The organism is Micromonospora sp. A3M-1-15, from assembly GCF_024213425.1.
In the GTDB taxonomy this organism is placed as follows: Bacteria; Actinomycetota; Actinomycetes; order Mycobacteriales; family Micromonosporaceae; genus Micromonospora; species Micromonospora chersina.
In genome coordinates this window covers 1,736,811-1,748,695 of record NZ_JANAVK010000001.1, presented here as the reverse complement: position 1 = coordinate 1,748,695, position 11,885 = coordinate 1,736,811, and the positions used below count along the sequence as shown (strand labels likewise).

Below are 11,885 nucleotides of genomic sequence, written 5' to 3'. Positions count from 1 at the left end.
AACAGATCCGAACATTGCCCGGAGCGTGCGGCGCCTGCTGTCTACCATCCTTCTCATGCGGGAGGGAGGTGGTCCCGGGCCCCGGCGGCGTTCGCCGGGGCGGCCCAGACGCGAACCGGGACCCGTGGCCCGCACCGTCGCCCGCCTCGTGGTGCGGGCCGCCGACGGCGCCACCCGCCTGGTCACCGACCTGCTCGGCGCCAGTCCGACCGCCGGCCGGGAGCGGATCAGCGAGGCCGAGTTGCGCGACCTCGTCGCGGCCAACACGGTGCTCGACCCGGACGAGCGACGGATCATCGACGAGGTGCTGGCGGCCGGAGCGCGGCTGATCCGGGAGGTGATGGTGCCGCGCACCGAGGTGGTCTTCCTCGCCACCGGGCTCACCCTGGCCGAGGCCGAGCGGCTGGTCCGGGCCGAGCCGCACACCCGCTACCCGGTGGTCGACGGCACCCACGACGACGTGGTCGGCCTCGTCCACCTGCGGGACGTGCTGCTGCGCCCGGAACGGGACCCGCGCGCCACGGTCGGCGAGCTGGCCCGCAAGGTGAAGCGCCTCCCCGGCAGCAAGCGGGTGCTGGCCGCGCTCACCGAGATGCGCCTCGAGGGCCACCACCTGGCCGTGGTGGTCGACGAGTACGGCGGCACCGCCGGCATCGTCACCTGCGAGGACCTGGTCGAGGAGCTGGTCGGGGAGATCCACGACGAGCACGACGCCCCGCCCGACGCGGCCCACGCCGGCCTGCCCGCCGTGGTCGACGGCCGGCTCAACCTGGCCGACTTCGCCGAGCGGACCGGGGTGCCGCTGCCCGCCGGGCCGTACGAGACGGTCGGCGGCTTCGTGATGGCCGCCCTCGGCCGGCTGCCCATGGCCGGCGACGAGGTGCCGGTGGCCGTCGACGCGGACGAGGCCGGCGGGCCCGATCCGGACGACCCGCCCGGCGGCTGGCTGCTGCGGGTGGTGGCGCTCGACGGGCGGCGGGTGTCCCGCCTCGCGGTCTCCACGGCGCGCCTGCCCGAGCCGAGGCGCGAGGTCACCGCCCCGCTCCCGCCCGTGCCCACCCGACCGGCCGGCCCGTCATGACGGACGCCGGGGCTTGCTGACAGAATTGCCGTCATGTCCGACGTACCCGCCCGCCCGCGCGTCTTCTCCGGCATCCAGCCGACGGCCGACTCGTTCCACCTCGGCAACTACCTGGGCGCGGTACGGCACTGGGTGGCCCTGCAGGAGAGCCACGACGCGTTCTACTGCGTGGTGGACCTGCACGCGATCACGGCCGGGCACGACCCGAAGGTGCTCAAGCAGCGCACGCGGATCGCCGCCGCGCAGCTCTTCGCGGTCGGCCTGGACCCGGAGCGCAGCACCCTCTTCGTGCAGTCGCAGGTGCCCGAGCACCCGCAGCTGGCCTGGGTGCTCGGCTGCATCACCGGCTTCGGCGAGGCGAGCCGGATGACCCAGTTCAAGGACAAGTCGCAGAAGCAGGGCAGCGAGCGGGCCAGCGTCGGCCTGTTCACCTACCCGATCCTGCAGGCCGCCGACATCCTGCTCTACCAGGCCCACGCGGTGCCGGTCGGCGAGGACCAGCGGCAGCACCTGGAGCTCTCCCGCGACCTGGCCCAGCGGTTCAACTCGCTGTTCGGCCCGACCTTCACGGTGCCCGCCCCGCACATCGTCAAGGACACCGCGAAGATCACCGACCTGCAGGACCCGACGGCCAAGATGTCGAAGTCGTCCTCGTCGCCGGCCGGCATCATCGACCTGCTGGAGGAGCCGGCCCGCTCGGCCAAGAAGATCCGCTCGGCGGTCACCGACACCGGCCGCGAGATCGTCTTCGACGCTGAGGGCAAGCCGGGCATCTCCAACCTGCTCACCATCTACTCGGCCCTCTCCGGCCGGAGCATCGACGACCTCGTGGCCGCCTACGACGGCAAGGGCTACGGCGACCTGAAGAAGGATCTCGCCGAGGTGGTCCGGGAGTTCGTCACCCCGATCCAGGAGCGCACCCGCGCCTACCTGGACGACCCGGCCCAGCTCGACAAGCTGCTCGCGCAGGGCGCGGAGAAGGCCCGCGCCGTGGCCGCCGCGACGCTGCGCACCGCGTACGAGCGGATCGGCTTCTTCCCGCCGGTCCGGTTCGAGTAGCGGCCCGGGGCACGGCGGGAACGGGTGAAGCGGTCGGTGGCCGGAGGGGTGGCGCGCAGCGTGGATGGCAGGGACGGTTCACCGGACGCCGGTGACACCATCCAGATCGGGATCGCGGTCGACATCCCCGAGCCGTGGGGCGGGATGCTCACCCGCAGGCGGGTCGAGGCCGGTGACCCGCAGGCCGTCCCGGCGCACGTCACGCTGCTCGGGCCCACCGAGATCCCGGTGCGCGCGCTGCCCGCCGTCGAGGAGCACCTGGCCCGGGTGGCCGCCACCCACCTGCCGTTCACCCTGCACCTGCGGGGCACCGGCACGTTCCGGCCGGTCACCCAGGTGGTCTTCGTGGCGGTGGCCGCCGGGATCAGCGAGTGCGAACTGCTCGCCGCCGCCATCAACGCGGCCCCCGAGCTGCACCGCGAGGCGCGCTTCCCGTACCACCCGCACGTCACGGTGGCCCAGGACGTGCCGCCCGAGGTGCTCGACAAGGCGTACGAGGACCTGGCCGACTTCTCGGCGCTCTTCGAGGTGGAGGCGTTCACCCTCTTCTCGCACAGCGGGGCCGCCCGGTGGCAGCCCCGCCGCGACTTCCGCCTCGGCGGCTGAGCTGAGCACGCGGCCGGCCGGCCTGCCTCCACCGGGCCGGGGATTCGGCGAGGATGGCGGGGTGAACGTCATCGGCCGGATCGAGGCCGCGCTGGGACGCCGCATCGACGCGGCCCGCGACCGGTCGTCGGTCTTCGACCACGTGTGGCGGGCCGGGACGCTCTACGCCGACCTGCTCGCCGGCCGGCTGGCCGCGGCGATCGCCTACTACGGCTTCTTCGCCGTGTTCGCGCTGGCCCTGGTCGGATACTGGATCTTCGGCACGATCCTCCAGGACAACCGCGAGGTCAGCCGGGCGGCGGCCGACTTCCTGGAGGGGAACCTGCCGTTCCTCGACCCCCAGCAGATCGCCGAGAGCAGCAACACCGTCGGCGTGGTCGGCCTGGTCATCCTGGTCTTCACGGGGATCGGCTGGGTCGAGGCGATCCGCTCCTCGCAGCGGCTCATGTACGGGTTCAACCAGCAGCCCGGCAACCTGGTGGTCCGCCGCCTGGTCGACCTGGGGGTGCTGGTCGCGGTCTTCGTGCTGCTGGGCGTCTCGGTGGCGGCCGTCGACGCCCTGGAGTCGCTGCTGCGCTTCCTGCTGCGCAGCACCGGGTCGGTCGGGCTGACCACGGTCAGCGCGGTGCTCAGCGTGCTGGTCAACGCGGTGCTGGCCACCGCGCTGCTGGTGGCGGTGCCCCGGCTGCGGATGAGCCGGCGCCGGCTGCGCCCCGCCGTGCTGGCGGTCGCCGTCGGCATCACGCTGCTCAACACGGTCGGGCGCTACTACGTGGTGCGCACCGAGCGGAATCCGGCGTACACCGTGGTGGCCACGGCCGTGGGGCTGCTGCTCTACCTCTACCTGCTCAACCAGATGGTGCTCTTCGGCGCCGCGCTGGCCGCCACGAGCCGCTACGGCCGGGTGGTGGACCTGGCCGAGGGCGGCGCCGCGCGGGAGGTGGACGTGGAGGTCGACGAGGAGACCGACCCGGGCACGCCGGGAGGGGCGGGATGAGCACCCGGATCCGGATCGACCAGGACTCGCCGGTGCCCCCGTACGAGCAGGTGCGCGGGCAGCTCGCCGCGATGGTCGGCGACGGTCGGCTGGCGGTCGGCACCCGGCTGCCCGCCGTCCGGCAGCTCGCCGCCGACCTGGGCCTGGCCGTGAACACCGTGGCCCGCGCGTATCGGGAGCTGGAGTCCGCCGGGCTGGTGGAGACGCGCGGCCGGCACGGCACCGTGGTGGCGCCGGGGCGCGACGACGCCGCCGACCGCCTGCACCGGGCCGCCGTGGCGTACGCGGCCGAGGCGCTGCGCCTGGGCGTCCCGCCGGATCGCGCGGTCGCCCTGGTCCGTGCGGCTCTGGACGCCGGTACGCACGGGTGAGAGCGACCGCCGGAGAGGGGGGAGTTGGCGTGAATGAGGCGCACGTCCGCGCGGCCACGGACCATGATGGGCCGGTGGGCGCACTCGTGACACTGGACCTGCCGGACGACTCGCCGATGCTGGGCCTGCCGTGGATCATCACCTTCGGCCCGCTCGGCGACGACGACGAGTGGGAGCCGGTGGTCTGCGGCCCGTACGAGCGGCCGCACGCGCTCGCCCTGGCCGAGGCGGTGGTGGCCGAGGAACAGTTGATGGCGGTGGTGGAGCCGCTGCTGCCGGCGCTGACCCCCGAGGAGATCCGCGGCGAGATCGCCGCCGCTCAGATCGCCGCCGAGGACGAGGCGGCCCGGGTCGACGAGGCCGACCTCTACGGTGACTTCGAGGACGTCATCGACGAGGAGTTGGAGCTTGCCGCCGAGCGGCAGCCGGAGCCGGAGCCGGTGACCCCGCCCAGCCGGGACGAGGTGCGGGCCGGGCTCGCCCGGATCGCCGCGCTGCTCACCGCCAAGGGCGACTGAGGCTCAGCTCGGCGGCCCGTCGAGCACGCAGAACTCGTTGTCCTCCGGGTCGGCCAGCACCACGAAGCCCTCACTGCCGGTCTGCCCGACGTCGACGTGCCGGGCGCCGAGTGCGGTCATCACCCCGTGGTACCCCACGGTCCCAGATGGACACCGGCCCCTCGGGAACGAGTCCCCAAGGGGCCGGCGCCACCTCACCCCCCACCACAAGGGGTCGGTAGCCCAGCCGCCCGTCGGCGCGGGGCACAACGGACGACCAGGTCAATGGCGGGTTACCCGGCTCAGCGCCGTTCGAACCACGCAGCCGCGTCCACCGGCAGGACGTGCCCGTCGCCCCGCTCGGTGAGGTCGGCGCTGGCGACGACCGGCCGACCGTGGCCGGCGACGGTCACCTCCGCGCCGCTGAGGTTGACCACGCAGGTCAGCTCCGCGCCACCGGCGGTGCGGCGGAACGCCAGCACTCCGGGTTCGGTCTCCAGCCAGGTGATCCCGTCGGTGCCGGCCAGCGCCGGGTGTTCGTGCCGGATCCGCAGCGCGGTCCGGTAGAGCTCCAGCGTCGAGCCGGTCACCCCGGCCTGGGCGGCCACCGAGAGGGCACGCCAGGTCGCCGGGGCCGGCAGCCAGCTCAGCTCGCTGCCCTCCGGGCCGAAGCCGTACGGGGCCAGCTCGCCGCTCCACGGGATCGGCACCCGGCAGCCGTCCCGGCTCTCGCCGGTGCGCAGGAACGCCGGGTCCTGGCGCAGCTCGTCGGGGAGGTCCAGCACCTCGGGCAGGCCCAGCTCCTCGCCCTGGTAGACGTACGCGCAGCCGGGCAGGGAGAGCATCAGCAGGGCGGCGGCCCGGGCGCGGCGCAGGCCGACCTCGCCGTCGCCGTACCGGGTGACGTGCCGCTGCCGGTCGTGGTTGGAGAGCACCCAGGTGGTCGGCGCGCCAACGATGGCCGACTCGGCGAGCGCCGTGTCGATCACCTTGCGGAACGAGTCGGCCGACCAGGTGGCGTCGAGGAAGTCGAAGCTGAACGCCTGGTGCAGCTCGTCCGGGCCGATGTAGCGGGCCAGCCGCTGCGGGGTCTCGGCCCACGCCTCGGCCACGGCCATCCGGCCGCCGGGGTAGCTGTCCAGGATCGGCCGCCAGGCGCGGTAGATGTCGTGCACCTCGTCCTGGTCGAAGTAGGGCAGCCGGCCCTTGCCCAGCAGCTCCGACTGGCGTTGGCCGGTGGTCATCGAGTTGAAGCCGACGTCCGGCAGCCCCTCGGCCTTGATCATCCCGTGGGCCACGTCGATCCGGAAGCCGTCCACGCCGCGGTCGAGCCAGAACCGCAGGACGTCCTCGAACTCGGCGCGGACCTCCGGGTGCCGCCAGTTCAGGTCGGGCTGGGCCGGGTCGAACAGGTGCAGGTACCACTGGCCGTCGGGGACCCGGGTCCAGGCGGGGCCGCCGAAGATGCTCTCCCAGTCGTTCGGCGGCAGCTCGCCCCGCTCGCCCTTGCCCTCGGCGAAGAGGTAGCGCTCGCGCTCGGGGGAGCCGGGGCCGGCGGCGAGGGCCGCGGTGAACCACGGGTGCGCACTGGAGGTGTGGTTGGGCACCAGGTCCACGATGATCCGCAGGCCCAGGGCGTGCGCGTCGGTGATCATCGCGTCGAAGTCACCGAGGTTGCCGAAGAGCGGGTCCACGTCCCGGTAGTCGGCCACGTCGTAGCCGGCGTCGATCTGGGGCGAGGTGTAGAACGGGGTCAGCCAGAGCGCGTCCACCCCGAGGTCGCGCAGGTACGGCAGGCGCTGCCGGATGCCCTCCAGGTCACCGACGCCGTCGGAGTTCGAGTCCGCGAAGCTGCGGACGTAGACCTGGTAGACGACGGCGGACCGCCACCAGTCGTCGTCGGCGGTCAGCGGCGTGGGGTGGGGGGCGGAGGTCATCGGTTCAGATCCCCGTTCTCTGGCGCGGGACGGTGGCGCCCCGGCGCGGGCGTGGTGATGGGCGCAGGGTGTCTGAGCAGAATGCCGCCCGACCGCTGCAAGAGTCAAGCATTCCTTGCGCAAGAAATGACGGCTCCGCGAGGGGTCACGCGGGAACGGCGAGCGTGGACGGGGTGGTGCGGTGCCGCTTCGCGCCGCTCCCCGCGTCGCCCGGGTGGGCCACCGCGGTCGAGCCGCGCACCACCAGCTCCGGGCGGAACACGTACTCGGAGTTCGGGGCGGCGTGCCCGTTGATCTCGTCGACCAGGGCCCGCACGGCGGCCACCGCCATGGCGGCGACCGGCTGTCGCATGGTGGTCAGCGGCGGGTCGGTGAAGGCCATCAGCGGGGAGTCGTCGTAGCCGACCACCGAGACGTCGCCGGGGACGGCCAGGCCGCGCTGCCGGGCGGCCCGGATCGCGCCCAGGGCCATCAGGTCGGAGCCGCAGACCAGCCCGGTCACGCCGCGCTCGATGAGTCGGCCCGCGGCGGCCTCGCCGCCCTCGACGCCGAACAGGGAGAGCTCGGCCAGCTCGCCCACCTCCGCCTCGGTGGCACCGACCAGTCGCTTCATGGCGGCGCGGAAGCCGGCCACGCGGCGCTGCACGGGCACGAACCGGTCCGGGCCGGTGATCAGGCCGATCCGCCGGTGGCCGAGCGCGACCAGGTGCGCGATGGCCAGCTCGGTGGCCGCACCGTCGTCGGAGGAGACGAAGGGCGCCGCGATGCCGGGCGCGTACCCGTTGATCATGACGATCGGCAGCGGCCGGGCGATCAGCGCCCGGTAGCGGTCGTGGTTGGCGGCGGTGTCGGCGTGCAGGCCGGAGACGAAGACGATCCCGGAGACCTGCCGGTCGAGCAGCATCTCGACGTACTCGTCCTCGGTGACCCCACCGGGGGTCTGCGTGCAGAGCACCGGGGTGAACCCGCTCTGCGCCAGCGTCGACTCGATGACCTGGGCGAAGGCCGGGAAGATCGGGTTGTCCAGCTCGGGCACGACCAGGCCGACCAGCCCGGCGCTGCGCTTGCGCAGCCGGGCGGGGCGCTCGTAGCCGAGCACGTCGAGGGCGGTGAGGACGGCCTGCCGGGTCTCCGGGGCCACTCCGGGGCGGTCGTTGAGCACCCGCGACACCGTGGCCTCGCTGACTTCGGCCTGTTGGGCGATGTCGGACAGTCGAGCGCGCATGGCGGCACTTTAGCTCACGGGCAACTTCTTGCGTACACGCCTGCAAGCCCTTCCATTCTCTGCAACCTCTTGCTAACGTCCCCGCAACATGCGAGAGCAGCGGCGCAGCACCCCCGCGCCGGTCAGCAAGAAATTACCGAGGTTTCCACTGGCGGACCGCCCTTCCCCCGGCGCGCCGCCATGACGACAGGAGTACCGATGCGCATCCGTACCGCGGGTGTGGTCGCTGTCCTCGGCCTGGCGCTCGCCGCGTCCGGCTGCGGCGGCAGTGACAGCGACAAGCCGGCCGCCAAGGAGTCCGCCAAGGCCACCGGCGGCAAGCTGGTCATCTGGGCCGACGACAAGCGGACCGCGGCCCTGAAGCCGTTCGCCGAGGAGTTCGGCAAGGAGAACGGCGTGACCGTCGAGGTCCAGGCCGTCTCCAAGGACCTGCAGACCAACTTCGTCACCGCCTCGCAGCAGGGCAGCGGCCCGGACGTCGTGGTCGGCGCGCACGACTGGATCGGCAACCTGGTCCAGAACGGCGCCATCGACCCGGTGCAGCTCGCCGCCGAGCAGAAGAGCGCGTTCAACGAGACCGCCGTCAAGGCCGTCACCTTCAACGGCCAGCTCTACGGCGTCCCCTACGCCACCGAGAACGTCGCGCTGATCCGCAACACCGAGCTGGCCCCCGAGGCGCCGAAGACGATCGAGGAGCTGGTCGCCACCGGCAAGAAGCTCAAGGCCGAGAAGAAGGCCAGCGAGATCCTCTGCCTCCAGTCCGGCCAGAACGGCGACGCGTACCACGTCTACCCGCTGTACACCTCGGGCGGCGGCTACCTGTTCGGCACCGGGGCCAACGGCGACTACGACCCGAAGGACCTGGGCGTCGGCAAGCCGGAGTCGATCGCGGCCTTCCAGAAGATCGCGAAGCTCGGTGAGAAGGGCGACGGCGCGCTGAAGCGCTCCATCACCGGCGAGAACTCCATCGCCACCTTCGGCGCCAAGAAGTGCGCCTTCCTGGTCTCCGGCCCGTGGGCCATCGCCGACGCCAAGAAGGCCAACATCAAGTACGACATCTCCCCGGTCCCCGGCTTCGCCGGTGGCAAGGAGGCCCAGCCGTTCGTGGGCGTCCAGGCGTTCTACGTCGCCGCCAAGGGCAAGAACAAGGCCCTGGCCCAGGAGTTCGTCACCAACTACGTGACCAAGCCCGAGCTGGCCGTCGCGCTGTACAAGGCCGAGCCGCGCCCGCCGGCGCTGACCGCCGCCTTCGACCAGGTCAAGGGCGAGGACCCGGACCTGGCCAAGTTCCAGGAGGCCGGCAAGAACGGCCAGGTGCTCCCGGCGATCCCGGCCATGGCCGCGATCTGGGACCCGTTCGGCAAGGCGGAGGCCGCCATCATCGGCGGCGCCGACCCGGCCAAGACGATCACCGCCGCTGGCAAGACCATCCAGGGCCAGATCAAGTAATGAGCACGTCGCTGTCCGGCCCGGGGTCTGCTCAGCAGGCCCCGGGCCGGGAGCCCGTTCGCCGCGGGCTCCCGCGCACATCCCGTACCGCGCGGAACCACGCGCCGATCACCGCGACCGGCCTCGTCGTCAAGGTGGTCCTGCTCGGCCTCGTGGCCGGGATCGCGATCTGGGCGGCGTTCCCGCTCATCGAGGCCGAGCACTGGATCGGGCTGGCGATCCTCGCCGCCACCACCGCGGGCCTGTTCTACCTCTACCTCGGCCGCCGGCACATCCCGGCCAAGTACCTGGTCCCCGGCACGATCTTCCTCATCGCCTTCCAGGTCTTCCCGGTGCTCTACACGGCGAGCACCGCGTTCACGAACTTCGGCGACGGCCACCGCGGCAGCAAGGACGACGCGATCGTCGCCATCCAGACCTCCTCGGTGAAGCAGGTCCCCGGCTCCACCGAGTACGCCCTCTCCATCGCCACCAAGGGCGACCCGGCCACCGGCGCGCTGGTCTTCCTGCTCAGCGACCCCAGGACCAAGGACGTCTTCGCGGGCGACGCGGGCGGGCTGCGCAAGCTCGACGCCGGTCAGGTGGACGCCAGCAGCATCACCGGCAAGGTCACCGCCGCCGACGGCTACACCGTCCTGAACATCGGCCAGGCCAGCGTCCGGAGCAAGGAGATCACCGACCTCGTCGTACCGACCTCCGGCGGCGCCATCCGGTCCAACGGCCTCACCCGCGCCTACGAGGGCAAGGCGGTCCGGGCGTACGACGAGGGCTGCGACTGCGTCAAGGACGGCGAGACCGGCAAGACCTGGACCGCCGACCCGGCGACCGGCGCGTTCGTGGCCGCCGACGGCGAGCGGCTCACCCAGGGCTGGAAGGTGAACGTCGGGCTGAAGAACTTCAGCCGGGTGCTCACCGACCCGAACATCTCCGGGCCGTTCTTCGGCACGCTGGTGTGGAACTTCGCCTTCGCGATCGGCTCGACCGGGCTCACCTTCCTGCTCGGCATGGCCATCGCGCTCGCGCTGCACTCGCCCCGGATGCGCGGGACCAACCTCTACCGGGTGCTGCTGATTCTGCCGTACGCCATGCCGTCGTTCGCCATGCTGCTGGTCTGGCGGGACATGTTCAACACCGACTTCGGCCTGGTCAACAACCTGTTCGGGCTGGACGTCGACTGGTTCGGCCAGAGCTGGTCGGCCCGGGCCGCGGTGCTGCTGGTCCAGCTCTGGCTGGGCTACCCGTACATGTTCCTGGTGGCCACCGGCGCGCTCCAGGCGATCCCGCGCGAGCTGACCGAGGCCACCTCGGTCGACGGCGCCAGCCCGTGGCAGTCCTTCCGGGCGGTCACCCTGCCGCTGCTGCTGGTCGCGCTCTCGCCGCTGCTGATCGCGTCGTTCGCGTACAACTTCAACAACATCAACGCGATCTGGCTGACCACCGAGGGCGGACCGTTCGCGCCGGACAACCCGACAAACGGCGCCACCGACCTGCTCATCACCTACACCTACCGGCTGGCCTTCGGCGCCCAGGGCGCGGAGTTCGGCATGGCCGCCGCGGTCTCGATCTTCATCTTCGCGATCGTGGCGACGGTGTCGGCGATCAGCTTCCGGCGTACCCGCAAGCAGGAGGAGGTGTACTCGTGACGACCTACGCGGACGCCCCCGTCGCCAACCGGAACGCGAGGGGGAGGTCGAGGAACCGCTGGTTCGCCCAGGTGGGCTGGCGGCACCTCGTCGGGGTGCTGGCGGTGGTGTTCAGCCTCTTCCCGATCCTGTTCGTGCTCTCCGCGGCGCTCAACCCGCTCGGCACGCTCTCCTCGACCGAACTGGTGCCGACCGGCGCGTCCTTCGAGAACTTCAGCAACCTGTTCGACAAGACCGCCTACGCGCACTGGTTCCTCAACTCGCTGCTGATCGCCGGCACGGCCAGCTTCGTGTCGATCTTCCTGTCCGCGCTGGCGGCGTACGCGTTCTCCCGGATGCGGTTCGCCGGTCGCCGGGTCGGCCTGCTCACGCTGCTGCTGATCCAGATGTTCCCGCAGTTCCTGGCCATCGTGGCGATCTTCCTGATCTTCACGACGGTCACCGACCTGTGGCCGGTGCTCGGCTTCAACACCCCGTGGGGCCTGTTCCTGCTCTACATGGGCGGCGCGCTGGGCGTGAACACCTGGCTCATGAAGGGCTTCTTCGACACCCTGCCGCGCGAGCTGGACGAGTCGGCGACCATGGACGGCGCCACGCACGCCCAGGTCTTCTTCCGGATCATGCTGCCGCTGGTGGCGCCGATCCTGGCGGTGACCGCGCTGCTGTCGTTCATCGGCACGATCAACGAGTTCATGATCGCCAACGTGTTCCTCACCAACACCGAGTCGAAGACCCTGGCGGTCGGCATGTTCGGCCTGGTGGCGGGCGAGCGCAACAACAACTTCGGGATGTTCGCGGCCGGCACCCTGCTCACCGCCATCCCGACGGTGCTGGTGTTCCAACTGCTCCAGCGCTACATCGTCTCCGGCTTGACGGCCGGGGCGGTCAAGGGCTGAGCCTCCTCGGCTCACGCTGCGGCAAGGGCGTCGTGTCGACGTACACCGGAGCGGTTTTCGGGCGGACCGCCGCGGTCGGGTGACCGATCGCGGCGGGTGCCCGCCCGACTCCCTGTCGAAACGA

The 11,885-nt window shown here is 71.9% G+C and carries 12 protein-coding genes; 9 read left to right on the top strand and 3 right to left on the bottom strand.

Going from position 1 to position 11,885, the window contains the following annotated elements; translation table 11 throughout:
* Nucleotides 1-55: 55 nt before the first annotated feature.
* The 6 genes from NLX85_RS08060 (at nt 56) to NLX85_RS08035 (ending at nt 4,632) form a co-directional block, all read left to right on the top strand.
* Nucleotides 56-1,081 carry a hemolysin family protein gene (locus NLX85_RS08060; protein ID WP_254332914.1) on the top strand — a complete coding sequence of 342 codons (1,026 nt, stop codon included), beginning with the start codon at nt 56-58 and terminating at the stop codon, nt 1,079-1,081.
* 33 nt (nt 1,082-1,114) lie between these two features.
* On the top strand, nt 1,115-2,140 hold the full coding sequence (trpS, locus tag NLX85_RS08055; RefSeq protein ID WP_254332912.1) for a tryptophan--tRNA ligase: 1,026 nt from the start codon (nt 1,115-1,117) through the stop codon (nt 2,138-2,140).
* 24 nt (nt 2,141-2,164) lie between these two features.
* On the top strand, nt 2,165-2,746 hold the full coding sequence (locus tag NLX85_RS08050) for a 2'-5' RNA ligase family protein (protein WP_254332910.1): 582 nt from the start codon (nt 2,165-2,167) through the stop codon (nt 2,744-2,746).
* Between the two features lie 61 nt (nt 2,747-2,807).
* Nucleotides 2,808-3,743 carry a YihY/virulence factor BrkB family protein gene (locus NLX85_RS08045; protein ID WP_212838114.1) on the top strand — a complete coding sequence of 312 codons (936 nt, stop codon included), beginning with the start codon at nt 2,808-2,810 and terminating at the stop codon, nt 3,741-3,743.
* Nucleotides 3,740-4,114: a GntR family transcriptional regulator gene (locus NLX85_RS08040; protein WP_254332908.1), complete on the top strand. Its 375-nt coding sequence runs from the start codon at nt 3,740-3,742 to the stop codon at nt 4,112-4,114. The genes NLX85_RS08045 and NLX85_RS08040 overlap by 4 nt, the downstream gene beginning before the upstream one ends.
* 74 nt (nt 4,115-4,188) lie before the next feature.
* Entirely contained in the window at nt 4,189-4,632 is a 444-nt protein-coding gene (locus NLX85_RS08035; protein ID WP_254332895.1) for a hypothetical protein, read from the top strand.
* A gap of 3 nt (nt 4,633-4,635) precedes the next feature.
* Here NLX85_RS08035 and NLX85_RS08030 read toward each other — a convergent pair whose 3' ends face one another.
* The 3 genes from NLX85_RS08030 to NLX85_RS08020 form a co-directional block, all read right to left on the bottom strand.
* Nucleotides 4,636-4,752 (bottom strand): VOC family protein, encoded by a 117-nt coding sequence (locus tag NLX85_RS08030; RefSeq protein ID WP_254332893.1) that lies wholly within the window; start codon nt 4,750-4,752, stop codon nt 4,636-4,638.
* A 161-nt stretch (nt 4,753-4,913) separates the two neighbouring features.
* On the bottom strand, nt 4,914-6,548 hold the full coding sequence (locus NLX85_RS08025; RefSeq protein ID WP_254332891.1) for a glycoside hydrolase family 13 protein: 1,635 nt from the start codon (nt 6,546-6,548) through the stop codon (nt 4,914-4,916).
* Nucleotides 6,549-6,693: 145 nt separating this feature from the next.
* Nucleotides 6,694-7,773 (bottom strand): LacI family DNA-binding transcriptional regulator, encoded by a 1,080-nt coding sequence (locus NLX85_RS08020; RefSeq protein WP_254332888.1) that lies wholly within the window; start codon nt 7,771-7,773, stop codon nt 6,694-6,696.
* Nucleotides 7,774-7,971: 198 nt separating this feature from the next.
* Between NLX85_RS08020 and NLX85_RS08015 the strand changes: the two genes are divergently transcribed.
* The 3 genes from NLX85_RS08015 to NLX85_RS08005 are packed head-to-tail and all read left to right on the top strand — an operon-like array spanning nt 7,972 to nt 11,761.
* Nucleotides 7,972-9,222, top strand: a complete 1,251-nt coding sequence (locus NLX85_RS08015) for a maltose ABC transporter substrate-binding protein (protein WP_254332886.1) — start codon at nt 7,972-7,974, stop codon at nt 9,220-9,222.
* Complete coding sequence (locus NLX85_RS08010) at nt 9,222-10,865, top strand: ABC transporter permease subunit (RefSeq protein WP_254332884.1); 1,644 nt, start codon at nt 9,222-9,224, stop codon at nt 10,863-10,865. Before NLX85_RS08015 ends, NLX85_RS08010 begins: the two co-directional genes overlap by 1 nt.
* The gene (locus NLX85_RS08005) at nt 10,862-11,761 is read left to right on the top strand and encodes a sugar ABC transporter permease (protein WP_254332882.1); all 900 of its coding nucleotides are present in this window, start codon (nt 10,862-10,864) and stop codon (nt 11,759-11,761) included. The genes NLX85_RS08010 and NLX85_RS08005 overlap by 4 nt, the downstream gene beginning before the upstream one ends.
* Nucleotides 11,762-11,885 lie beyond the last annotated feature (124 nt).